The organism is Variovorax sp. N23 (genome assembly GCF_025486315.1).
Lineage (GTDB): Bacteria > Pseudomonadota > Gammaproteobacteria > Burkholderiales > Burkholderiaceae_C > Variovorax.
This window is the reverse complement of the sequence record NZ_JAOOPY010000024.1, coordinates 25,204-46,859: the sequence shown is the minus strand read 5'-3', so window position 1 is coordinate 46,859 and position 21,656 is coordinate 25,204. Positions and strand designations below refer to the sequence as shown.

At 68.0% G+C, this 21,656-nt stretch carries 22 protein-coding genes; 9 read left to right on the top strand and 13 right to left on the bottom strand.

Features of this window, described 5'->3' with window-relative positions; all coding sequences use genetic code 11:
* Window positions 1-11: 11 nt before the first annotated feature.
* From N8A90_RS24590 to N8A90_RS24575, 4 genes are read right to left on the bottom strand one after another with little or no spacing between them, the layout of a single operon-like run.
* Entirely contained in the window at window positions 12-794 is a 783-nt protein-coding gene (locus N8A90_RS24590; RefSeq protein ID WP_262077903.1) for an ABC transporter ATP-binding protein, read from the bottom strand.
* Window positions 791-1,639, bottom strand: coding sequence for an ABC transporter permease (locus tag N8A90_RS24585; RefSeq protein ID WP_262077902.1), 849 nt, complete (start codon window positions 1,637-1,639; stop codon window positions 791-793). Before N8A90_RS24585 ends, N8A90_RS24590 begins: the two co-directional genes overlap by 4 nt.
* Before the next feature lie 7 nt (window positions 1,640-1,646).
* A complete protein-coding gene (locus N8A90_RS24580) occupies window positions 1,647-2,621 on the bottom strand; it encodes an ABC transporter substrate-binding protein (protein WP_262077901.1) in 975 nt (324 codons plus the stop codon).
* Window positions 2,622-2,667: 46 nt separating this feature from the next.
* The gene (locus tag N8A90_RS24575) at window positions 2,668-3,513 is read right to left on the bottom strand and encodes a phytanoyl-CoA dioxygenase family protein (RefSeq protein ID WP_262077900.1); all 846 of its coding nucleotides are present in this window, start codon (window positions 3,511-3,513) and stop codon (window positions 2,668-2,670) included.
* A gap of 272 nt (window positions 3,514-3,785) precedes the next feature.
* Between N8A90_RS24575 and N8A90_RS24570 the strand changes: the two genes are divergently transcribed.
* Window positions 3,786-4,250, top strand: a complete 465-nt coding sequence (locus N8A90_RS24570) for a hypothetical protein (protein ID WP_262077899.1) — start codon at window positions 3,786-3,788, stop codon at window positions 4,248-4,250.
* A 53-nt stretch (window positions 4,251-4,303) separates the two neighbouring features.
* Entirely contained in the window at window positions 4,304-6,184 is a 1,881-nt protein-coding gene (gene recQ, locus N8A90_RS24565; RefSeq protein WP_316044040.1) for a DNA helicase RecQ, read from the top strand.
* Window positions 6,185-6,221: 37 nt separating this feature from the next.
* Here recQ and N8A90_RS24560 read toward each other — a convergent pair whose 3' ends face one another.
* The gene (locus N8A90_RS24560) at window positions 6,222-8,546 is read right to left on the bottom strand and encodes an ATP-binding protein (protein WP_262077898.1); all 2,325 of its coding nucleotides are present in this window, start codon (window positions 8,544-8,546) and stop codon (window positions 6,222-6,224) included.
* 116 nt (window positions 8,547-8,662) lie between these two features.
* On the opposite strand from N8A90_RS24560, the gene N8A90_RS24555 reads away from it, so the two are divergent.
* From N8A90_RS24555 to N8A90_RS24545, 3 genes are all read left to right on the top strand, one after another.
* Window positions 8,663-9,868: a threonine ammonia-lyase gene (locus N8A90_RS24555; protein ID WP_262077896.1), complete on the top strand. Its 1,206-nt coding sequence runs from the start codon at window positions 8,663-8,665 to the stop codon at window positions 9,866-9,868.
* Window positions 9,869-9,956: 88 nt separating this feature from the next.
* On the top strand, window positions 9,957-10,109 hold the full coding sequence (locus N8A90_RS24550) for a hypothetical protein (RefSeq protein WP_262077895.1): 153 nt from the start codon (window positions 9,957-9,959) through the stop codon (window positions 10,107-10,109).
* Between the two features lie 264 nt (window positions 10,110-10,373).
* Window positions 10,374-12,260: a phosphoenolpyruvate carboxykinase (GTP) gene (locus N8A90_RS24545; RefSeq protein WP_262077894.1), complete on the top strand. Its 1,887-nt coding sequence runs from the start codon at window positions 10,374-10,376 to the stop codon at window positions 12,258-12,260.
* A gap of 77 nt (window positions 12,261-12,337) precedes the next feature.
* Here N8A90_RS24545 and N8A90_RS24540 read toward each other — a convergent pair whose 3' ends face one another.
* Window positions 12,338-12,880: a hypothetical protein gene (locus N8A90_RS24540; RefSeq protein ID WP_262077893.1), complete on the bottom strand. Its 543-nt coding sequence runs from the start codon at window positions 12,878-12,880 to the stop codon at window positions 12,338-12,340.
* A gap of 108 nt (window positions 12,881-12,988) precedes the next feature.
* Between N8A90_RS24540 and N8A90_RS24535 the strand changes: the two genes are divergently transcribed.
* Window positions 12,989-13,984 carry a LysR family transcriptional regulator gene (locus tag N8A90_RS24535; RefSeq protein WP_262077916.1) on the top strand — a complete coding sequence of 332 codons (996 nt, stop codon included), beginning with the start codon at window positions 12,989-12,991 and terminating at the stop codon, window positions 13,982-13,984.
* Between the two features lie 19 nt (window positions 13,985-14,003).
* Here the strand turns inward: N8A90_RS24535 and N8A90_RS24530 are convergent, their stop codons facing one another.
* On the bottom strand, window positions 14,004-14,177 hold the full coding sequence (locus tag N8A90_RS24530) for a hypothetical protein (RefSeq protein WP_262077892.1): 174 nt from the start codon (window positions 14,175-14,177) through the stop codon (window positions 14,004-14,006).
* 125 nt (window positions 14,178-14,302) lie between these two features.
* Here N8A90_RS24530 and N8A90_RS24525 point away from each other — a divergent pair, with 125 nt between their 5' ends.
* From N8A90_RS24525 to N8A90_RS24515, 3 genes are all read left to right on the top strand, one after another.
* The gene (locus tag N8A90_RS24525; protein WP_262077891.1) at window positions 14,303-15,109 is read left to right on the top strand and encodes a metallophosphoesterase; all 807 of its coding nucleotides are present in this window, start codon (window positions 14,303-14,305) and stop codon (window positions 15,107-15,109) included.
* Window positions 15,109-16,338, top strand: a complete 1,230-nt coding sequence (locus N8A90_RS24520) for a nucleoside recognition domain-containing protein (protein ID WP_262077890.1) — start codon at window positions 15,109-15,111, stop codon at window positions 16,336-16,338. Before N8A90_RS24525 ends, N8A90_RS24520 begins: the two co-directional genes overlap by 1 nt.
* Before the next feature lie 68 nt (window positions 16,339-16,406).
* Window positions 16,407-16,916, top strand: a complete 510-nt coding sequence (locus N8A90_RS24515; RefSeq protein WP_262077889.1) for a flavin reductase family protein — start codon at window positions 16,407-16,409, stop codon at window positions 16,914-16,916.
* Window position 16,917: 1 nt separating this feature from the next.
* Here N8A90_RS24515 and N8A90_RS24510 read toward each other — a convergent pair whose 3' ends face one another.
* The 6 genes from N8A90_RS24510 to N8A90_RS24485 all read right to left on the bottom strand — a co-directional run bounded on the left by N8A90_RS24510 (window position 16,918) and on the right by N8A90_RS24485 (window position 21,648).
* Window positions 16,918-17,454, bottom strand: coding sequence for a GNAT family N-acetyltransferase (locus N8A90_RS24510; protein WP_262077888.1), 537 nt, complete (start codon window positions 17,452-17,454; stop codon window positions 16,918-16,920).
* Entirely contained in the window at window positions 17,451-18,074 is a 624-nt protein-coding gene (locus N8A90_RS24505) for a helix-turn-helix domain-containing protein (RefSeq protein ID WP_262077887.1), read from the bottom strand. Before N8A90_RS24505 ends, N8A90_RS24510 begins: the two co-directional genes overlap by 4 nt.
* 69 nt (window positions 18,075-18,143) lie before the next feature.
* Window positions 18,144-19,058 (bottom strand): isopenicillin N synthase family dioxygenase, encoded by a 915-nt coding sequence (locus N8A90_RS24500; RefSeq protein WP_262077886.1) that lies wholly within the window; start codon window positions 19,056-19,058, stop codon window positions 18,144-18,146.
* A gap of 13 nt (window positions 19,059-19,071) precedes the next feature.
* A complete protein-coding gene (locus tag N8A90_RS24495; protein WP_262077885.1) occupies window positions 19,072-19,914 on the bottom strand; it encodes an ABC transporter permease in 843 nt (280 codons plus the stop codon).
* A gap of 10 nt (window positions 19,915-19,924) precedes the next feature.
* Window positions 19,925-20,674 (bottom strand): ABC transporter ATP-binding protein, encoded by a 750-nt coding sequence (locus tag N8A90_RS24490; RefSeq protein WP_262077884.1) that lies wholly within the window; start codon window positions 20,672-20,674, stop codon window positions 19,925-19,927.
* The gene (locus tag N8A90_RS24485) at window positions 20,671-21,648 is read right to left on the bottom strand and encodes an ABC transporter substrate-binding protein (protein WP_262077883.1); all 978 of its coding nucleotides are present in this window, start codon (window positions 21,646-21,648) and stop codon (window positions 20,671-20,673) included. The genes N8A90_RS24490 and N8A90_RS24485 overlap by 4 nt, the downstream gene beginning before the upstream one ends.
* Window positions 21,649-21,656: the final 8 nt, after the last annotated feature.

The following is a 21,656-nucleotide window of genomic DNA, read 5'->3' as shown; positions in this document are numbered from 1 at the left end:
GGTGGGAAGGCTCAGTGCGCTGCGGCGGCGATCGACTCCGCGCGGATCTCTTCGGTCAGCCGCGCCTTCAGGTCCATGAACTCGGGCGAGGTCTTTACGCGATAGTGGCGCGGGTGCGGCAGGTCGACTGCCACGTCGGCCTTGATGCGGCCCGGCCGCGCGCTGAACACGGCCACGCGGTTGGCCATGAAGATGGCCTCGTCGATGTCGTGCGTGACGAACAGCACCGTCTTGCGGGCCGATTCCCAGATGCCGAGCAGCAGCTCCTGCATCAGCACGCGGGTCTGGTTGTCGAGCGCGCCGAAGGGTTCGTCGAGCAGCAGGATCTTCGGGTCGTTGGCCAGCGCGCGGGCGATGGCCACGCGCTGCTGCATGCCGCCGGAGAGCTGCTTGGGGAAATGGTCCTCGAAGCCGCGCAGCCCGACCTGCGCGATGAAGCGTTCGCTGATCTCCTTCTGCTGCGCGGCGGGCATGGCCTTCTCGCGCAGGCCGAAGCAGATGTTCTGCCGCACGGTGAGCCAGGGGAACAGCGTGTAGCTCTGGAACACCACGCCGCGGTCGGCGCCGGGGCCGTGGATCGGCTCGCCGTCGAGCAGGATCTGGCCGGTGCTCGGCGTCTCGAGGCCGGCCACCAGGCGCAGCAGCGTCGACTTGCCGCAGCCCGAGGGGCCGAGCACGGTGATGAAGTCGTTGTCGGCCACGTCGAGGCTGACCGGCTGCAGCGCCTGCGTCGGCGCCTTGCCGCGGTTGCCGGGGAAGGTCTTGCCGACCTGTCGAATCGAAAGACGGCTCATCGGAGAAGGCTCCACGGGAACAGGCGCTGATTGGCCTTCTTGAACAGCAGGTCGGAACACAGGCCGACCAGGCCGATGACGACGATGCCCGCGATGATGTTCTCGGTGGCCATCAGCGCCTGGCTGTCGGTGATCATGTGGCCGATGCCCGACGAGGCGCCGATCAGCTCGGCGACGATGACGTAGGTCCAGCCCAGGCCGAGCACCTGGCGCAGCGCCTCGGCGATCTCCGGCGCGGCGCCGGGCAGCAGCACGCGGCGGATCACGCCGCGGTCCTTCGCGCCGAGCGTGTAGGCGGCCTCGACCAGGTCGCGCCGCGTGCCGGCGACGATCATCGCGATCATCAGCGTGAGCTGGAAGAAGCAGCCCAGGAAGATGACCGACAGCTTCTGCGCCTCGCCGATGCCGACCCACAAAATCAAGAGCGGAATGAAGGCCGAGGCCGGCAGGTAGCGCGCGAACGAGACGAAGGGCTCGAAGAAGGACTCGACCGGCTTGTACGCACCCATCGCGATGCCCAGCGGCACCGCGATGACCGCCGCGATGAGGAAGCCGCCGACCACGCGCCAGACCGTCATGCCGACGTCGTGGATGAAGTTCTGCGTGGCGAACAGGTCGTAGCCCGCCTGCAGCGTCTTCCAGGGCGACGCGAGGAAGTGCGGCGGCACCCAGCCGCTCGCGGTGATCGCCCACCAGAAGCCGATGAACACGGCGAAGAAGGCCACGCCGAGCCACACGCGGCGGCTCGGCGACACGGGCACGAGCAGCTTCATGCGGGGCTTGCCGGCGGGCGCGGCTACGGGCGCGACGGCGGGCTCGGCGGCATGGAGAGGCACAGCTTGCATCGCTCGATCACTTCTTCAGGAAGCGGGTGTCGAACAGCGCGTCCATGTGGGTCGGCGCGGTCTTGATGACGCCGATCTCCTGCAGCAGCACGGCCGCTTCCTTGTTGAAGGCCTGGATCTCGCCGTTGAAGAACTTGATGTTCGCCTCGCGGTCGGCCCACTGGATCTTGGACTGCGACTTCTCGAACTGCTCGGGCGACTGCTTCACGTCGGCGCCCATGATGGTGAAGGCCTTGATCTTGTCGGCCTTGATCATGTCGAGGGCCTCGAAGTAGCTTTCGGTCAGCGCCTTGGCGGCCTTCGGGTTCTCCTTGATGAACTTCGGCGTGCAGCCGAAGGTGTCGAACACGGCCGGGTACTGCAGCGAGTTGGCGAGCATCTTGCCGGCTTCGGGCTTGTCGTTGACCAGGCTCAGGTAGGGCTCGTAGGTCACGGCGGCGTCCAGGCCGGAATTGCCGGCGACGAAGGCGGTGGCCGCAGGCGAAGGTTCGAGCGTGACGACGGTCACGTCCTTGAGTGTCAGGCCGTTCTTCTTGAGCACCCACGCCAGGAAGAAGTGCGGGCTGGTGCCCGGCGCCGAGGCGGCGATAGTCTTGCCCTTGAGGTCGCTGACCTTGGTGATGGCGTTCTTCGCGACGATGCCGTCGGAGCCCATGCCCTGGTCCATCTTGAAGAGCTGGGTGGTCGCGATGCCGTTGGTGTTCCAGACGATCCAGGTCTCGACCGTGGTGGCGGCGCACTGGATGTCGCCGGACGCGATGGCCAGGTGGCGGTCCTTCTGCGGGATCTTGCGGACGGTCACGTCGAGACCGTTCTTCTTGAAGATGCCGGCTTCCTTCGCGAGCGTGAGCGGCGCGAAGCCGGTCCAGCCGGAGATGCCGACGGCGACCGAGGTCTCCTGCGCGGCGGCGGGCGCCACCAGGCCGGCGACGAGGGTGACGGCAGCCAGGGCACAGGCGGCGAGTTGCTTCAGAGAGGACATCGTGACTCCGTAGGGGAAAGGTGGATGGAAGAAAAAAGGGAAAGGACTAGGCAGCAACAGCCGTGCCGGCCGGACCGGCCCGGTGGGAGGGATGCACCCGCGGGAAGATCGGCGCATCGAACGGGTCGCCGTGTTTCATGGTCAGCCCGGTGAAGGGCGGCGAGCCCTTGCCTGCGCGCTCGGCGTAGGTGGCGTCGTCGCCCACCCAGCGCGCCGAGAACACGCGGCGGGCGCGTGGCGATGCGTTGCCCGGCGCGCCATGCACCGTGCGGAAGTCGAAGGCGATGGCGTCGCCCGGCTGCATGTCCCAGCCGGCCAGGTCGAGCTCGCCGCGCATCGCCGCGATGTCGGGCATGGGCTCGAAGTCGTCGTTTTCGTAGAGCCGCGTGCCGTTGAAGCGCATCGGCCGGAAGTCCTTGCCCCAGCGGTGCGAGCCACGCACGCATTCCATGACGACGTCGCGCCCCACCGGGTCGAGCGGGATCCAGAAGCTGGCGCTCTGGCGGCCTTCGACGCAGTAGTAGGGCTGGTCCTGGTGCCAGGGCGTGACGGTGCTGCCGCCGGGCTGCTTGACCAGCACATGGTCGTGGAAGAAGCGCGCGGTCTTCGAGCGCATCAGTGCCGCCGCGATCTCGGCGGCGCGGGACTGGAAGACGAAGTCGCGGAACGGCGGGATGCGCTGCCAGTTGCACAGGTCCTGGAAGAAGGGCGCGGTGCCGTCGGCCGGCACCACCGAGCGCTCGAGCGGGCTCGGGTCGGCCATCAGCGCGGCGATGCCGGCGCGCAACGGCTCGACCCAGTCGGCGAAGACCTGGCGCAGCACGATGACGCCGTCTTTCTGGAACGCGGCCACGTCGGCCGCGCTCACCGGGGCGGCAGTCGAAGTTTCCATGCACAGGCCTTTCCAAATCAGTCTAGACAGCTCGCACGCAAAAAGGATGCCAGTGGAAATGGCCGTTACCAAGGAGAGCGAGCCCCAAGTTGGCGCAGGATCGATCCGGCGCCTGAACCTGTCTATACAGAGAAACCCCTCGACCCTGCCATTCGGAATGCGCGCGGGCTGGCAGTCCACATTGGTGACTAAATGTGTCTGTACCATCGGAAACCCGCGATTTCCGGAGAAAGCGCGACCATCCTCCCTTCTTCCTGTCCCCTGGAGCCCCGATGCCGCTGCGCGAAAGCCTGCCCGATGAACTCATTGAAAACGTCGCCGACCTGCTCGGGCTCCGGGCGAAGACAAGGTCGGCGGACCTGTCGGCCTGGGCCGAACACATGCTGCAGACGGCCTGCCAGCGCATCGACGGCTTCATCGACCCGGCGGCCTCCGTGGAGGCGATGGCGCAGTGGGAGCGCAACGGCGGCGGCGGCGACCTGCGCGCGCAGCGCCTGCGGGGCGCATCGCGCGCCAAGCGGTTTGCCGGGCTGCAGTGCGAAAGCGCCATGCCGGCGGCCCAGCTGTTCGACGACCTGATCGCGCTCGGCCCGGTGCCCAGCCGCCCTCGCGTGCGTGAGGTGCTGGAGACCGCCGAGGTCGTCTGGCTGACCAGGGAACAGGTGGCCGGCCTGCCGCGCGGGTACCGCGACTGGCGGGCGTTCAGCAAGACGCTGCAGCTCTCGCCCAAACCCTAGCGGCGGCGCCGGCGAACAAGCCGCGACAATGCAGGCTCCCCGAGAGCCTGCCCGTGTCCGACCTGTCCTCCCCCCTTCCTTCCGCCGCGCCCGCCGACATCCTCCACGAGGTCTTCGGCTACGAACAGTTCCGCGGCGCCCAGGCCGCCATCGTCGACCATGTGGTCGGCGGCGGCGACGCGCTGGTGCTGATGCCCACGGGCGGCGGCAAGTCGCTGTGCTACCAGATCCCCGCCATCGCGCGGCAACGGGCGGGCCACGGCGTGGCCATCGTGGTTTCGCCACTGATCGCGCTGATGCACGACCAGGTCGGCGCGCTGCACGAGGCCGGCGTGGATGCCGCCTTCCTCAACTCCACGCTCGACTGGCAGCAGACGCAGGACGTCGAGCGCCGCATGCTCAGCGGCGAGATCACGCTGCTGTACGCCGCGCCCGAACGGGTGAACACGCCGCGCTTCCTGCAGCAGCTCGACACGCTGAAGGAGCGCGGCAAGCTCAGCCTCTTCGCCATCGACGAGGCGCATTGCGTGAGCCAGTGGGGCCACGACTTCCGCCCCGAGTACCGCGCGCTCACCGTGCTGCACGAGCGCTACGCCGGCGTGCCGCGCATCGCGCTGACCGCCACGGCCGACGACCTGACGCGGGCCGACATCGTCGAGCGGCTGCAACTCGAGGAGGCGCGCCAGTTCGTCAGCAGCTTCGACCGGCCGAACATCCGCTACACCATCGTCGAGAAGAAAGATGCGACGACGCAGCTGCTGCGCTTCATCCAGCGCGAGCACGAGGGCGATGCGGGCGTCGTGTACTGCCAGTCGCGCAAGCGGGTGGAAGACACGGCCGTCATGCTGCAGGACGCGGGCATCAACGCCCTGCCCTACCACGCGGGCCTCGATGCCGCGGTGCGCCAGCGGCACCAGGACCGCTTCCTGCGCGAAGAAGGCATCGTGATGGTCGCGACCATCGCCTTCGGCATGGGCATCGACAAGCCCGACGTGCGCTTCGTCGGCCACCTGGACATGCCCAAGAACATCGAGGGCTACTACCAGGAAACCGGCCGTGCCGGCCGCGACGGCGCGCCGGCCGACGCCTGGATGACCTACGGCCTGCAGGACGTGGTGAACCAGCGCCGCATGATCGACGAGAGCCCCGCCGGCGAAGAGTTCAAGCAGGTGATGCGCGGCAAGCTCGACGCGCTGCTGTCGCTGGCCGAGGCGAGCGACTGCCGGCGCGTGCGCTTGCTGGGCTACTTCGGCGAGGCGTCGACGCCCTGCGGCAACTGCGACAACTGCCTGAACCCGCCGCAGGTCTGGGACGGCACCGACGCCGCACGCAAGCTGCTCAGCACCATCTACCGCGTGAACCAGCACAGCGGCATTAGCTTCGGCGCCGGCCACATCATGGACATCCTGCGCGGCAAGGCGACCGAGAAGGTCAAGCAGTTCGGCCACGAAAGCATCAGCACCTTCGGCATCGGCGCGGAGTTCAGCGAGGTGCAGCTGCGCGGCGTGCTGCGGCAGCTGATCGCGACCGGCGCGCTGGCCGTCAATTCGGAAGCCTTCAACACGCTGCAGCTGACCGACGGCTCGCGCGCGGTGCTCAAGGGCGAGACCACGGTGCGCCTGCGCGAATCGGTGTCGTCGCCCGCCGAGCGCAAACCGCGCCGCGAACGCGCCGCACGCGGTGCGCCCTCACCGGCAGCGGCCACGCTGGACGCGGATGCGCAGAAGCGCTTCGAGGCCCTCAAGGCCTGGCGCGGCGAGGTGGCACGCGAACACAACCTGCCGGCCTACGTGATCTTCCACGACGCCACGCTCGCCGCCATCGCCGAGCGCGCGCCCGCCACGCTGGAAGACCTGCAGGGCATCAGCGGCATCGGCACCAAGAAGCTCGAGGCGTATGGGAGCGATGTGCTGCGGGTGTCGTCGAGCTTCTGAGGCGGCCCGCCACACTGTTCGCTGCGCGGGAACGCCGCTACTGCACGAAGCCCATGCCGCGCGATTCGCGGACCTCGGGCTTGATGCGGTGTTCGGCTTCGAGCTGGTCGAGAAACTCCAACGCGCTGAACTCGGCCGCGAGGATGTCGGTCTGGCGCTTCACCGCGGCGAAGTCGCCGGGGCACAACTGCGGCAAACGCTGGAGACGCTGGCGCAGTTCGGTCGTCATGAGCGCGGCGTCGCCCGCCAGCGCCTCGGTCACGAACATGCACTCGCGCTGCGCATCGGTCAGCGGCATGAACTTGATCTTGAAGGTGAAGCGCCGCAGCGCCGCCTGGTCGAGCCGGTCGAGCAGGTTGGTGGTGCACACGAAGATGCCGCCGAAGCGCTCCATGCCCTGCAGCATCTCGTTGACTTCGGTGACCTCGTAGGTGCGCTGGGCGCCGCGCCGGTCCTGCAGGAAGCTGTCGGCCTCGTCGAGCAGCAGCACGGCCTTCTCGGCCTCGGCTTCTTTGAACATGGCGGCCATGTTCTGCTCGGTCTCGCCGACGTACTTGCTCATCAGGTCGCTCGCCTGCTTGACGATCAGCGGCCGGCCAATGGCCTTGGCGATGTGCTCGGCCAGCGCGGTCTTGCCGGTGCCGGGTGCGCCGTAGAAGCACAGCGTGCCGTGGCCGCGAACGCGCATCGCCTCGACGATGCGCGGGATCTCGAAACGGGTCTCGACGTTGAGCATGTCGAGGTCGTAGGTGGTCACCGCACGGCGCGCACCGTGCTGGCGGTCGACGGTGCCGAGCGCGAGGTCGGCGTTCTTCAGCTGCCGCTCGATGAGCGCTTCGACCGAGGCGTCGTCGGTCTTCGCCAGTTGTGCAAAGCGCACCGCGGTGCGAATCTGCGCCGGCGTCAGGCCCTTGCGTTCGGCCAGCTTGGCGGTGAAGGCATCGGACACGCTCACGCCTTCGAGCGTCTTGCGCACCAACTGCTCGCGCGCACCGGGCGGCGGCGACTTCAGTTCGAGGTGGTAGGCGAAGCGGCGGCGGAAGGCCGGGTCGATCTGCTCGATGCGGTTGGTGACCCACAGCGTGGGCACCGCGTTCGACTCCAGGATCTGGTTGACCCAGGCCTTGCCGCTCACGCTGCCGCTGGTCGGCGACGGTATCTGCTCGGCGCGCGACATGAACTGCGCCGCCTCGGTGCTGATAGGCGGGAAGACGTCCTCGACCTCGTCGAACAGCAGCGCGGCCTGGGCGCTGCCCTTGAGGAAGACCTGCGCGATCTGCAGCGAGCGGTAGCGGTCGCGGCCCGAGAGCGAATTGCCGTCGCGGTCGGCGTACTCGACCTCGAACAGGTCGAGTCCCGCAGCCTGCGCCACCACCTTGGCCAGTTCGGTCTTGCCGGTGCCTGGCGGGCCGTAGAGCAGCACGTTGACGCCGGGCTCCTTGCGCTGCACGGCGGCACGCAGCAGCGTGACCAGCATCTGCGTGTCGTCCGCGGCGAAGGAGAAGTCGTCGACCGTGAGCGCGCTCTTGGCCGACGGCCGGGTGAACACCGCCATCAACTCGTTGTGGTCGCGGTACTCGCGCATCAGCACCGGCGGCAGCTTCTCGCTGACCTTCATGAGGTCGGCCAGGTCGGTGATGTTGTGTTCGGAGATGAGGTTTTCGACCAGGCCGATGCGTTCGAGCCGCGAACCGGCGCGCAGCGCCTCGCCCACGTCGCTCGCGCTGACGCCGGCCACCTCGGCGATGGCGGCATAGGCCTCGGGCGCGTTGTTGACCTTGAACTCGACCAGCAGCGAACGCAGGTCGCGCTGGTAGCGCGCCAGCGTGCCGTACAGCAGCAGCGCGCGCTCGGCCTTGTTGAGCTGCAGCAGGCCGGCGAGCGCCTCGATGTTCTTCTCGACCAGCGTCGACTGCTTGCGCAGCGCATGCGTGAGCCAATCGCGCGTGACCGACAGCACCGACAGCAGGTCCTTCGGCTGGTCCTTCACGTACTCGTCGAGGTAGAAGAAGAGCGTGCCTTCTTCATACGGCCCACGCCACACGCCGTGGCGCTCCAGCAGCGTGCGGCCGTCGAAGTGCTCGACACCCTTCCACACATCGTTGCCGGCGCAACGGCGGCCCAGGAATTCGCGCAGGCGCTGCAGCACCGGCATGGGCCAGACGAGATGGCGGCCGGTGAGCGACAGCAGGCCATTCAGGTCGCGCCGTACATTGAAGCGCGGGCCCTGCTTGGCGGCGAGCGTGAGCACGAAGTGCGAGCACATGAGCTCGAGCACCGGCGCCTCCTTGAGCCCGGGCGACGGCAACGCCTGCCCGCGCAAGGGAGCAACCACCGCATCGACGCCGGCACGCTTGACCATTCGACAACCTCTGGCTAAGAGAAATCTCAGCGCGACCATAGCGCAGAGTTTTGTGTTGGGGAAGACAGCGCATCGGTAAATCTCCCGATGTTGCAAATCCCTCCACAATGCCAGCCATGATCGGAATCCAGGACATCGAGCGCGCCGCGGCGCGCCTCCAGGGCCAACTGCTGGCGACACCCTGCGTCGAGTCGCGCACGCTCTCGGACATCGTGGGCGCCCAGGTCTTCCTCAAGTTCGAGAACCTGCAGTTCACCGCCTCGTTCAAGGAACGCGGCGCCTGCAACAAGCTGGTCGACCTGAGCGAAGGCGGCGTGCACGGGGTGGTGGCCATGTCGGCCGGCAACCATGCCCAGGGCGTGGCGTACCACGCGCAGCGGCTGGGCATGAAGGCGACCATCGTGATGCCCCGCTTCACGCCCGGCGTGAAGATCGAGCGCACCCGCAGCTTCGGCGCCGAGGTGGTGCTGCACGGCGACACGCTCGACGCCGCCCGCGCGCACGCCTTCGAGCTGGCCGAGCGCGACGGACTGGCCTTCGTGCACCCCTACGACGACGAGGCCATCATGGCCGGCCAGGGCACGGTCGCGCTGGAGATGCTCGACGCGGTGCCCGACCTCGACATGCTGGTGGTGTCGGTCGGCGGCGGCGGGCTGATCGCCGGCATGGCGATCGCGGCGCGCGCGCGCAAGCCGGGCATCGAGATCATCGGCGTGCAGACCACGCGCTTTCCGGCGATGGTGAATGCGGTGCAGGGCACGCACCATGTGCAGGGCACCAGCACCATCGCCGAAGGCATCGCGGTCGGCACGCCGGGCGTGCTGACGCGGGAAATCATCGCCGCCCATGTCGACGACCTGCTGCTGGTCGACGAAGGCGACATCGAGCAGGCCGTGCTGATGCTGCTGGAGATCGAGAAGACGCTGGTCGAGGGCGCGGGCGCGGCCGGCCTGGCGGCGCTGATCCGGCATCCGGCGCGCTTCCAGGGCAAGAAGGTCGGGCTGGTGCTGTCGGGCGGGAACATCGACCCGCTGCTGCTGGCCGCCATCATCGAGCGCGGCATGGTGCGGGCGGGCCGGCTCGCGCGGCTGCGCGTGAGCGCGCGCGACGTGCCCGGCATGCTGGCCCGCATCACCACCACCGTGGCCGAAGCGGGCGCCAACATCGACGAAGTGCACCACCAGCGCGCCTTCACCATGCTGGCCGCGCAGAACGTGGAGATCGAGCTGGTGCTGCAGACACGCGGGCGCGAGCATCTCGCCGCCGTGCTCGCCGCCTTGCGGCAGGCGGGTTTCGAGGCGCAAGAGCAGCAGGCGCATTGACCCTGGCTCCGGGAAGGCCCTTGGACGGCGGCAAGGTCGGTTGGCTAAAATGGAGGCAATCCGCGGTTTGAATACAAAGGAATTACTCATGTCCAACCCCACGCCTGTAGAGCCCGGCCACGATGCGCTGGTCGAGAAAGATGCGGTCGAGTCGGTCGTGCACCTGATGCCGATCGTGCTGCCGCTGGTGGGGGGCGTGCTGATGCTGCTCCTAGCCTCCATCGCCATCTACATGGCTTGAGGGCATGAACTGACCTGCTGCGCGACCCGATCTCGCCTCTGCGGTCCTCGCCGTACCTGAGTACGGCTGCGGTCCTCGACGCAAGCTCGGGCCGCTCGCGACGGTCATTTCACGCCCTCATCTGCGCCCGAAGCCCGCGCGCGCCCCCTTGCCCATCGACGCGGCCCAAGAGCCGCACAGAACGAAAACGTTTTTTCAAACGGCCCTCCCACCGCCACCGAGCCCCGCTCGAAAAGACGATTTTTCAACTCCTGGAGACTTTCGATGAACGCACCCGTGATGAAGGGCTTGCCCATTCAGGCGCCGAGCTATGTCAAGAACGCCAAGCTGATCGCCTGGGTGGCCGAGATGGCCGCCCTGTGCAAGCCCGACAGCGTCTACTGGTGCGACGGCAGCACCGAAGAGTACGACCGCCTCTGCCAGCAACTGGTCGACGCCGGCACCTTCAAGAAGCTGAACCCGGCCAAGCGGCCCAATTCCTTCCTCGCGAACTCCGACCCGGTCGACGTGGCGCGGGTCGAAGACCGCACCTACATCTGCTCGGCCAGGCAGGAAGACGCCGGCCCGACCAACAACTGGATGGCGCCGGCCGAGATGCGTGCGACCTTGCAGCCGCTCTTCGACGGCTGCATGAAGGGCCGCACGATGTACGTCGTGCCCTTCTCGATGGGTCCGCTGGGCTCGCCGATCGCGCATGTCGGCATCGAGCTGTCCGACAGCGCGTATGTCGCGGTCAACATGAAGATCATGACCCGCATGGGCCAGGCCGTGTACGAGGTGCTGGGCACCGACGGCGAGTTCGTGCCCTGCGTCCACACCGTCGGCGCCCCGCTCGAAGCCGGCCAGAAGGATGTGAGCTGGCCCTGCAACACGACCAAGTACATCGTCCACTACCCGGAAACCCGCGAGATCTGGAGCTACGGCTCGGGCTACGGCGGCAACGCGCTGCTGGGCAAGAAGTGCTTCGCGCTGCGCATCGCCTCGACCATGGGGCGTGACGAAGGCTGGCTGGCCGAGCACATGCTGATCCTGGGCGTGACCAACCCCGAAGGCAAGAAATACCACGTGGCCGCGGCCTTCCCGAGCGCCTGCGGCAAGACCAACTTCTCGATGCTGGTCCCGCCGGCCGGCTTCGAGGGCTGGAAGGTCACGACCATCGGCGACGACATCGCCTGGATCAAGCCGCAGGCCGACGGCTCGCTGCGCGCCATCAACCCGGAAGCGGGCTACTTCGGCGTCGCGCCCGGCACCAACTACACGACCAACCCGAACTGCATGCGCAGCCTGGACAAGGACGTGATCTTCACCAATGTCGCGCTGACCGACGACGGCGACGTGTGGTGGGAAGGCATGGAGCAGGACGTGGAAGGCAAGGCGCTGCCGGCCCACCTGATCGACTGGCAGGGCAAGGACTGGACGCCGGCCATCGCCCGAGAAACCGGCGTGGACGGCAAGCTCAAGCCTGCCGCGCACCCGAACGCCCGCTTCACCGTCGCAGCGACCAACAACCCGGCGCTCGACGAGGCCTGGGACGACCCGAAGGGCGTGAAGATCGACGCCTTCATCTTCGGCGGCCGCCGCTCGACCACGGTGCCGCTGGTGACCGAGGCGCGCAACTGGACCGAAGGCGTCTACATGGCTGCCACGATGGGCTCGGAAACCACGGCCGCCGCCACCGGCCAGGCCGGCGTGGTGCGCCGCGACCCGTTCGCCATGCTGCCCTTCATGGGCTACAACATGAGCGACTACTTCCAGCACTGGCTCGACCTGGGCAAGAAGCTGGAAGCCTCGGGCGCTGCGTTGCCCAAGATCTACACGACCAACTGGTTCCGCAAGGGCGCCGACGGCAAGTTCGTCTGGCCGGGCTACGGCGAGAACATGCGCGTGCTCAAGTGGATGATCGACCGCATCGAGGGCCGGGGCGGCGAAGGCGTCGCCCACGTCACCGGCGTGAGCCCGCGCTACGAGGACCTCAACTGGACCGGGCTGGACTTCAGCGCCGAGCAGTTCGACACCGTCACCAGCATCGACAAGGCCGCCTGGCAGGCCGAACTGAAGCTGCACACGGCCCTGTTCGAACAGCTGGCGCACCACCTGCCGAAGGAACTGCCGGAAACCAAGGCGGCCATCGCCCAGCGTCTCGCGGCCTGAACGCGAAGAGGGCGCCTCGTGCGCCCATGAGAAAAGCCGCCCGAGGGCGGCTTTTTCTTTGCGCGCTGGCGCAGGACTCAGTAGTACTTGCCGAGGTTCACGCGGCGCATGGCCTCGTACAGCGTCGGCACCTTCACGTCGGCCGAACGCTGGGCCATCATGGCGCGGGCCAGTTGAGCCGGCACGGCAGCCGGGGCGCCGGTCACGGTTTCGTGGCGCGTCACGGCGGCCTGGATGTCGTTCATGATGCGCTGGTCGTACTTGGCGTAGGCCAAGAAGCGTGCATCGGCTTGCGCAGCGTGGCGGCGGCGGGTGTAGGCAGCCCAGCCGGCGGTGGCGCGGACAGCCAGGGTGCGGGCGGTGTCGGCGAAGAAGGCCAGGGCGACGAAAGCCACGCCCCACATCACCAGCCAGGCGGCCAGCAGACCGCCTTCATTCAGGTTCGATACCAGCTTGTCGGCGACGACGAGCATGGCCGACACGATGGCCGCGAGCAGCAGGGCTGCGAGGCCGCGCGAACCGTTGTAGCGGCCCGTGGAGCGGAGATGGTCAAAAGCGGCTTCGGCGCGGGCAACGCCCGGGTGAGCCGCCGGTTGTTCAACGTGGACAAAGCTGGTCATGAGAAATCCCTCCAAGGGGTGGATGGCCGAAGCCGATGGAACAAATATTAGGGGTTACCCTAGTGTTTTGCTAATTTATCTTTCTGATGTTTATCATTCACCACAATGATGAATGTCAATTTCCGCACGCTGGATCTCAACCTGCTGCGGGTTTTCGACGAGGTCATGGCCGAGCGCAACCTGACACGCGCCGCCCGCAACCTGTCGCTGACCCAGCCTGCGGTCAGCAATGCGCTGCGGCGGCTGCGCGAGGTGCTGGGCGACGAATTGGTGCGCCGCGCCGGCGCCGGCGTGGAGCCCACACCCCGCGCGCTCGCCCTGTGGCCGACGGTGCGCGACGCCCTGCAGCAGCTGCAGCACACCCTGGCGCCCAGCGAATTCGACGCCGCCGTGGCCGACACCACCTTCGTGCTGGCGATGGCCGACGCCACCGCGGCCGAACTGATCCCCGGCCTCGTCCAGATCATGCAGGCCGAAGCGCCGGCGATCTCGGTGCGCGTCGTGCCGCTGACCACGCGCGACCCGCGCCAGCTGCTCGAGCGCGAGGAAGCCGACATGGCCATCGGCTACTTCCCCGCCGTGATCGCCAGCCTGACCGCGCGCGGCCAGTCGGGCGTGGCGGTGCCCTTCGAGGCGCAGCGGCTCTATGTGGGTCAGTACGTGTGCGTGATGCGGCGCGGCCATCCGTTGGCGGACAAGCCGCTGACGCTCGACGACTACTGCGCGGCGCGCCACCTGCTGGTGAGCTTCTCGGGGCGGCCCTACGGCTTCATCGACCAGACGCTGGCCGCCCTCGGGCGGGAGCGCCGCATCGCGGTCACGGTGAACCAGTTCTTCACGGCCGGCCGCGTGGTGGCGAACTCGGACCTGCTCACGGTGCTGCCGCGGCACTTCGTGCGAGTGACCGGCATCGACGAGCAGCTGGTGCTGCGCGATCTGCCATTCGACCAGCCGCTGGTCCACGTGGACGCGGTCTGGCATCGGCGGGCGCAGCACGGGCACGCGCACGAATGGCTGCGCACGGCGCTGGTCCGGTCGGCGGCGGCGGCCTTCGCGCGCTCGCTGCTGGGGCAGCCCGCCCCGGGGACGGCGGTGCCACCATGATCGATCGGGCTGGCGCGCTTCAGCGCACCACGCGCAGCCAGGCGCTGGCTGCCACGCGCAGGTCCTGCGCGTCATGGGCGTCGTGGCCGGCACGCAGGTCGGCGCTCTCCATCAGGAGCGACGCGGGGCTGGCGGGGGCTTCGTCGGCGGTGGTGCGGAAGAAACTGGCGATGTGGGCGAACAGACTGGTCATGGTGTGTGCGCGGCCTGATCCCGCGCTGGTGTTTGGACTGAACCGTAGATTAAGGGTTATCCCTAGGTTCTCCAGGCCAACTTCATGCGCCTTGCACATAACGGCATTCGCCTAGACTGAGCGCAATGAAGCTTCAGCTGCTTTCCGACCTGCACCTGGAGTCGCACCCCCGCCTGCGCATCGCACCCGCGCCCGGCGCCGATCTGCTGGTGCTGGCCGGCGACCTCGGCTCCTACCAGAACGGTTCGCGGCTGGAAGACACGGATTTCGGCCTCGGCCGCTTCTCCCCGCGCCATGGCTGGCCGACGCCGGTGTTCTACGTGCCCGGCAACCACGAGTACGACGCGACCGATTTCGACGACACCCACGCGCGGCTGCGCACGCTCTGCGACGAACTCGGCATCGTCTGGCTGGAACGCGAAACGGTGGTGCACGACGGCGTGCGCTTCATCGGCACCACGCTCTGGGCCGATTTCGACGCGCTGGCCGCGCCGACCGACGACCTGGGCGAGCGGCTCAAGAAGCGCGGCAAGGCCCTGCGTGCCGCCGACTTCTATTTGGAGAAAGCGGCCACCACGCGCCACGGGCATCCCTTCATGGCGGCGCAAATGAGAGAGCATGCACTCACTTGCGAGTCCTGGCTAACCGAGGCGCTCGCCCAGCCCTTCGACGGCACGACCGTCGCGATCACGCACTTCGCCCCCACGCTGGCCAGCGCCGACCCGCGCTACGGCCTGCGCCCCGGCACCGCCGGCTTCTGCAACAGCCTGGACCACCTGCTGCCGCAAGCCGACTTCTGGCTGCACGGCCACCTGCACTGCGCCTTCGACTACGCGAAGGGCGGCTGCCGGATCGTCGCCAACCCGCTCGGCTACGCCGCCAAGGGCGAGCAGGACGGGTTCCGGCCCGACCTGCTGATCGAGGTGGCCTGATGCTCAACGGCCTCTGGCTCGGCTTCTTCCTCGTCGCGGCGGTCGCCGGGCTGGCCCGCTGGCTGGTCGGCGGCGACCCGACGGTGTTCGCCGCCATGGTCGAAAGCCTCTTCGCCATGGCTAGGCTGGCCGTCGAGGTGATGGTGCTGCTCTTCGGCACGCTGACGCTGTGGCTGGGCCTGCTGCGCATCGCCGAGGCGGCGGGCCTGGTCGCGTGGCTGGCGCGGCTGCTCGGCCCGCTGTTCCGCCGGCTGATGCCCGGGGTGCCGGCCGGCCACCCGGCGCTCGGCCTCATCACCATGAACTTCGCCGCCAACGCGCTGGGGCTGGACAACGCCGCCACCCCCATCGGCCTGAAGGCGATGCGCGAGCTGCAGACGCTCAACCCGCACCCGACGGCTGCGAGCAATGCGCAGATCCTGTTCCTGGTGCTCAATGCCTCGTCGCTCACGCTGCTGCCGGTGACGATCTTCATGTACCGCGCGCAGCAGGGCGCGGCCGACCCGACGCTGGTGTTCCTGCCGATCCTGCTGGCGACCAGCGCCTCGACGCTGGTCGGCCTGCTGTCGGTGGCGCTGGTGCAGCGCCTGAAGCTGTGGGACCCGGTCGTGCTCGCCTATCTGCTGCCCGGCGCGCTGCTGCTCGGCGGCTTCATGGCGCTGCTGGCGACGCTCTCGGCCGCGGCGTTGGCCGCTCTGTCGTCGCTGCTGGGCAACCTCGTGCTCTTCGGCCTGGTGATCGCCTTCCTGCTGATCGGCGCGCTGCGGCGCGTGCCGGTGTACGAGCGCTTCATCGAAGGCGCCAAGGAAGGCTTCGATGTGGCGAAGAACCTGCTGCCGTATCTGGTGGCGATGCTCTGCGCGATCGGTGTGCTGCGCGCGTCGGGCGCGCTCGACCTCGCGCTCGACGGCATCCGCTGGCTGGTGATGCAGACCGGCTGGGACACGCGCTTCGTCGACGCCCTGCCCACCGCGCTGGTCAAGCCCTTCTCGGGCAGCGCGGCCCGCGCGATGCTGATCGAGACCATGAAGAGCCAGGGCGTCGACAGCTTCCCGGCGCTGGTCGCAGCCACGATCCAGGGCAGCACCGAAACCACCTTCTATGTGCTCGCGGTGTATTTCGGCGCGGTCGGCATCCAGCGTGCGCGGCATGCGGTGGCCTGCGCGCTGGCGGCCGAGTTCGCCGGCGTGGTCGCGGCCATCGCGGTCTGCTACTGGTTCTTCGGATAGGCCACCCGACAGTGCGGACCCGGCGCATCGGCCAGAATAGGTCTTCCCTCTTCTTCCGCCCTTCCCCCGTGACCGTTCCCGTCCAGGCGCAGCCGCCTTCCTTCTCGGCCGACGAATTCCGGCAGGCGCTCGGCATGTTCGCCACCGGCGTGACCATCGTCACCGCGCGCGCGGCCGACGGCTCGCTGGTCGGGCTCACGGCCAACTCGTTCAACTCGGTGTCGCTGAACCCGCCGCTGGTGCTGTGGAGCCTGGCGCTAAGCGCGGGCTCGATGCCGACGCTGAGCACCGGCTCGCACTACGCCATCAACATCCTCGCGGCCAACCAGAAGGCGCTGGCCGAGCGCTTCGCCAAGAAGCGCGACGACCGCTGGCAGGACGTGGCCTTCACCGAAGGCATCGGCGGCGCGCCCGTGCTCGCGGGCGCCGCGGCCAGCTTCGAGTGCTTCAACCGCAGCCGCTACGACGAAGGCGACCACGTCATCTTCGTGGGCGAGGTGGAGCGCTGCTCGCACACGCCCGGCGCGTCGCCGCTGCTGTTCCATGGCGGGCGCTTCTACACGGAGCACCCGCTTTAGATCAACCGTCGACGGGGCGGGCCGGTGTCGCCAGCAGCAGCTGGTAGAAGGCCGCATCCAGCCATCGCCCGAACTTGAAGCCGACCTGCTCGAGGGTGCCCGAATGCGTGAATCCCAATCGCTGGTGCAGCGCGATGCTGCCTGCGTTGCTGGCATCGATGCATCCGACGAGCGCGTGAAGATCGGCCGCACGAGCGCGGCGGATGAGTTCCGCGATCAGCGTCTTTCCGAGACCCTGACCGCGGTGCGCATGGTGCACATAGACGCTGTGTTCGACGGTGTATTTGTAGGCGGGAAAGGCGCGAAAGGTGCCCCAGCTCGCAAAGCCCAGCAACCTGCCCGAGGGGTCCACGGCGCCGACGACGGGAAAGCCGTTGGCCCGCTTTGTCGCGAACCAGGCCGCCATCGCTTCCGGAGGACGCGGCACATAGTCGTAGAGTGCCGTCGAATTGACGATCGCCTCGTTGAGGATGGCCAGAATGGCGGCTGCATGCTCGCCTTCGTTGCAGTCCAGAAGCCGTACCGCGTTGTTCGTCATTTCATTGGACCTTTGACCCACTGAGAAAGCGCTTCGTCGCAGATCGCCACGATGTACGTCGCCGCTTGAGAGAAGGGATTGCTGTAGACCAGAGGTCGATCCAGCCTCAGCGCCAGGCAGTCACCGCTGCGCAGCAAATGGTGCTGATCGCCCAGCGTGACCTCGATCTGTCCTTGAAGAACCCATATCTGCTGCTCGAGCGCCGGTCTGCGCGCGCTCGATTCGTAGGCGACCCTCGCCTTCGCGGGAAAGTGCACCTCGACCAACTGGATCGGCGTCGGCCAGTTCGGCGGCGACAGATTGCGCCGCAGGTAGCCCGATTCAGGATCTTTCCAGATGGACTGCGCCGCACGTCGCACGAGAGGCTGTCGTTCTTCCTCCGTGTCCCCGGGCCCGAAGAGACTGGCCATCGAAACGCCCAGCCCGGCCGCCAGCTTTTCGAGGATCACGGCGGTCGGGCTGGCTTCGGCGCGTTCGATCAGGGAAATCATCGACCGGCTGACACCGCATTTCGAGGCGAGTGAATCCAAGGTTTCGGAACGCATCGTCCGAAGGACACGCACCCGTTTTGCGATACGGGTGTTGATGTCGTCGACGCTCGCGGGCGCTTCTTCTTTCATATTGGAGGATTATCCAACATGATGGATTTGCCGGCAAGAAAATCCTGCCCTCGCCAGCGGGCGGTGCCTCTAGGACTTGCCGTAGGTCGCCGCGAAGCGCTGCTGCAGGTAGTCGTGCGTCGTGATCGGCGCGTAGCGCGGCGATTCGCCGGCACGCACGCACGACGGGATCGCGCTCACCAGCGCATCGGGGTTCGGGTCGACGAACAGCGCGATCGAATAGCGCTGCGCCGCGGGCTCGAGCACGCGGTGCGGCGTCGACACGTAGAGGTCGTTGGTCCAGCGCATCAGGCAGTCGCCGATGTTGCAGATGAAGGCGCCGTGCAGCGCGGGCGCATCGAGCCACACGCCGTCGCGGCGCTGCACCTGCAGGCCGGCCACGCCGTCGGTCGCGAGCAGCGTGACATTGCCGTAGTCGGTGTGCGTGCCGGCGCCGATCTGCCCGGCCGGCACCCCCTGCGCGGGCACCGGGTAGTGCAGCAGGCGCAGCGTGGCGAGCGGGCGGTCGATCTTGTCGGCGAAGAAGTCCTCGGGCAGGCCGAGGTCCAGCGCGAAGGCCTGGTGCAGCCGCGCGCCGACCGCGAGCACGCCGTCGAAGTAGCGCTGCACCGTGTCGCGAAAGCCGGGCAGCGCGGGCCACACGTTGTCGGGCCTCGTGCGCGCATCGGTCCAGATCAGGTTGAAGGCTTCCTTGTGGTCCGCCGCCGTGGTCTCGTCCAGCGCCTCGACGCCGAGGCCGACATAGCCGCGGTTGCTGCCGAGCCGGTCGATGGCCATGGCGCGCTTGAAATCGGCCGGCTGAGCGAAGAGCCGCGCGCTCTCGGCGAAGGCGGCGTCGATCAGCGGCACCGGCACGCCGTGCCCGGTGATCACGAAGAAGCCGACCTCGCGGCAGGCCTGGCCGATCTGCGCGGCGATGGCGCGACGCGCGGACGGGTCGTCGGTGCCGAGCTTGGCGATATCGATGACGGGGATGTCGTTCATGGACGCATTGTGCTCAATGGCCGACGGCGGATTCGTGCCAGTTCTTCAGCAGCCGGTTGCCGATCGCGCTCACGATCATGAAGAAGAAGAAGCCGAGCAGCGTCGCCGCGATCACCTCGGCGAACAGCAGCGCCGTGTACATGCGGCCCTGCGCGAAGACGATCTGCACGCCCAGTCCGCCCTGCGCGTTGCCCGAGCCGATGATGAACTCGCCCACGATCGCGCCGATGACCGACAGCCCGGCCGAGATGCGCAGCCCGCCGATGATGTGCGGCAGCGCGCCCGGCAGCTGCAGCTTCCAGAAGGCGGTGACCCGGCTCTTGTTGTGCAGGGCGAAGAGTTCGATGAGGTTGCGCGAGGTCGAACGCAACCCGAGCAGCGTGTTGTTGACGATCGGGAACAGCGACATGATCAGGCTGATGATGACGACCGACAGGTCGTTGTAGCCGAACCAGAGCACGATCAGCGGCGCGACCGCCACCACCGGCACCGTCTGCAGCAGCACCGCGTACGGGTAGATGCTGCGCTCGAGCAGCTTCGACTGGCTCAGCACCGCGGCCAGCGAGATGCCGCCGACGATCGCGAGCAGGTAGCCGAAGGTCGCTTCCTTCAGCGTCGTGAGCGTGGCGACGAACAGCACGCCCGCGTTCTCGGCCACGGCCGCCGCGACCTCCTGCGGCGAGGGCACGAGGTAGCCCTTGCCGGCGTAGACGGTGGCAGTCAGCAGGTACCAGCCGGCGATGGCGATGACCGCCACCAGCACGACGGGCCAGCCCTCGTGCAGCAGCGTGGCCAGCCGCGACGGCGTTGCAGGGGAAGGCGCTGCGGGTGCAGCGCTGGATGAAACGTTGGACACGGCGATTCCTTCAGGCGGGTTGCTTGCGGCGCAGCGCGGCCGTGACGTCGCCGGTGAGACGCGCGAACTCCGGCGTGGCACGCAGTTCGGGCGCACGCGGAAAGGCGAAAGGCACGTCGATCACGTCGAGGATGCGACCGGGCCGCGGCGACATCACGATCACGCGGTCCGACAGGTACACCGCCTCGTGCACGTTGTGCGTGACGAGCACGCCGGTGAAGCCCGCCTGCTGCCACATGGCCGACAGCTCTTCCTGCAGGATGTCGCGGGTCAGTTCGTCGACCGCCGCCAGCGGCTCGTCGAGCAGCAGCAGCCCGGGGCGCAACGCCAGCGCACGGGCCAGCGAGAGCCGCATGCGCATGCCACCCGAGAGCTGGTGCGGGTACGACTTCTCGAAGCCGGCGAGGCCGACCAGCTTGAGCGCCTCGGCGGCGCGCGGCTGGTAGTCCTCGGGCTTGTAGCCTTCGAGCTCCATGAGCAGCTGCGCGTTGCGCTCGACGGTGCGCCAGGGCAGCAGCGCCGCTTCCTGGAACACGAAGGCGGTCTCGATGTCGGCCGGGCGCCTGCACTCGCCGGTGCTTGTCGCGATCAGCCCCGCGACGATGCGCAGCAGCGTCGACTTGCCGCAACCCGAGGGACCGACGATCGACACGAACTCGCCGGCACGCAGGTCGAAGTCGACCTGGCCCAGCGCCTGCAGGCCGCTGTCGAAGCGCTTGGAGACGCCCTTCAGCGCAATGGCTGCGCCGCGCGGGCTCATGGCGTGCAGCCCGGCACCAGCGTGCGGTCGTAGGCCTGCTTCTCGTTGAAGTTGGCGGGCAGGAAGGCCACGCTGCGCAGCTGGCTGGCCAGCTCGGTCCAGCGCGCGTCGTTCATGCAGCCGATCTTGCCGAGGTCGTGCGAGATCAGCTTCTCGATCATTTCCTTGTTGGCCGCGTCGTACACGGCCGGCGAGATCTGCTTGTTCATCTCGCTGAGCATCGGCTTCAGGCCCGACGGGTTGCGCACGTAGTTGGCCCAGCCCTTCTGCACCGCGGCGATGGTGGCCTTCACCAGCGCCGGGTTCTTCTGGATCATCTCGTCGGTGGTGAAGAGCACGTTGTACGGCCGATAGCCCAGCGACGCGAGAGAGATCGACTGCACCTTGATGCCGGCCTCTTCCATGCGCGCCGGCAGGTAGAGCGAGTAGCCCTGCTGCACCATCTTCGGGTCGTTGCGGAACAGGCTCAGGTCGCCGCTGACCGGGATCTCGCGCGTGTTCGCGAGCTTGTACTGCTTCTTCGTCCACTCCCAATACGCGTTGCCGATGTTGACCGCGAAGGTGCGGCCCTGCAGGTCGGCGATGCCCTTGACGGCCGGGTCGGCGTGGTAGACCAGCGCATAGGGCACGTAGTCGAGGTGGGCGAACACCGCACGCACCGGCGCACCGCGCAGGCGGGCCAGCATCACGTCGTCGGCGTTGCCGATGCCGAACTCGGCCTGGCCGGAGGCGACCTGCGGGATGGTCTGGATCTTCGGGCCGCCCTGCAGCACCGTGATCCTGATGCCGGCATCGGCACCGAGCCTGTCCTGCTGCGCCTGCCAGTAGCCGGCCTGGTCGGGCTGCGCGAACCAATTGGTGAGGATGCGCACGGGCTTGGCTTCCTGCGCGGCGGCGGGCAGCGTGGCGGTCATCAGCGAAACGGCGGCCAGGGCCGTCGCGAGGGCGGTGCGGCGGAAGATGGAGGTGGTCATTGGCGATT

What these genes read in the sequence shown, in the direction of transcription:
- N8A90_RS24560 (WP_262077898.1), bottom strand. Translation starts at nt 8,546, where the DNA reads ATGGTCAAGCGTGCCGGCGTCGATGCGGTGGTTGCTCCCTTGCGCGGG.
- N8A90_RS24540 (WP_262077893.1), bottom strand. Translation starts at nt 12,880, where the DNA reads ATGACCAGCTTTGTCCACGTTGAACAACCGGCGGCTCACCCGGGCGTT.
- N8A90_RS24580 (WP_262077901.1), bottom strand. Translation starts at nt 2,621, where the DNA reads ATGTCCTCTCTGAAGCAACTCGCCGCCTGTGCCCTGGCTGCCGTCACC.
- N8A90_RS24555 (WP_262077896.1), top strand. Translation starts at nt 8,663, where the DNA reads ATGATCGGAATCCAGGACATCGAGCGCGCCGCGGCGCGCCTCCAGGGC.
- N8A90_RS24510 (WP_262077888.1), bottom strand. Translation starts at nt 17,454, where the DNA reads ATGACGAACAACGCGGTACGGCTTCTGGACTGCAACGAAGGCGAGCAT.
- N8A90_RS24545 (WP_262077894.1), top strand. Translation starts at nt 10,374, where the DNA reads ATGAACGCACCCGTGATGAAGGGCTTGCCCATTCAGGCGCCGAGCTAT.
- N8A90_RS24500 (WP_262077886.1), bottom strand. Translation starts at nt 19,058, where the DNA reads ATGAACGACATCCCCGTCATCGATATCGCCAAGCTCGGCACCGACGAC.
- N8A90_RS24590 (WP_262077903.1), bottom strand. Translation starts at nt 794, where the DNA reads ATGAGCCGTCTTTCGATTCGACAGGTCGGCAAGACCTTCCCCGGCAAC.
- N8A90_RS24575 (WP_262077900.1), bottom strand. Translation starts at nt 3,513, where the DNA reads ATGGAAACTTCGACTGCCGCCCCGGTGAGCGCGGCCGACGTGGCCGCG.
- N8A90_RS24490 (WP_262077884.1), bottom strand. Translation starts at nt 20,674, where the DNA reads ATGAGCCCGCGCGGCGCAGCCATTGCGCTGAAGGGCGTCTCCAAGCGC.
- N8A90_RS24530 (WP_262077892.1), bottom strand. Translation starts at nt 14,177, where the DNA reads ATGACCAGTCTGTTCGCCCACATCGCCAGTTTCTTCCGCACCACCGCC.
- N8A90_RS24550 (WP_262077895.1), top strand. Translation starts at nt 9,957, where the DNA reads ATGTCCAACCCCACGCCTGTAGAGCCCGGCCACGATGCGCTGGTCGAG.
- N8A90_RS24585 (WP_262077902.1), bottom strand. Translation starts at nt 1,639, where the DNA reads ATGCAAGCTGTGCCTCTCCATGCCGCCGAGCCCGCCGTCGCGCCCGTA.
- N8A90_RS24525 (WP_262077891.1), top strand. Translation starts at nt 14,303, where the DNA reads ATGAAGCTTCAGCTGCTTTCCGACCTGCACCTGGAGTCGCACCCCCGC.
- N8A90_RS24505 (WP_262077887.1), bottom strand. Translation starts at nt 18,074, where the DNA reads ATGAAAGAAGAAGCGCCCGCGAGCGTCGACGACATCAACACCCGTATC.
- N8A90_RS24535 (WP_262077916.1), top strand. Translation starts at nt 12,989, where the DNA reads ATGAATGTCAATTTCCGCACGCTGGATCTCAACCTGCTGCGGGTTTTC.
- N8A90_RS24520 (WP_262077890.1), top strand. Translation starts at nt 15,109, where the DNA reads ATGCTCAACGGCCTCTGGCTCGGCTTCTTCCTCGTCGCGGCGGTCGCC.
- N8A90_RS24485 (WP_262077883.1), bottom strand. Translation starts at nt 21,648, where the DNA reads ATGACCACCTCCATCTTCCGCCGCACCGCCCTCGCGACGGCCCTGGCC.
- N8A90_RS24570 (WP_262077899.1), top strand. Translation starts at nt 3,786, where the DNA reads ATGCCGCTGCGCGAAAGCCTGCCCGATGAACTCATTGAAAACGTCGCC.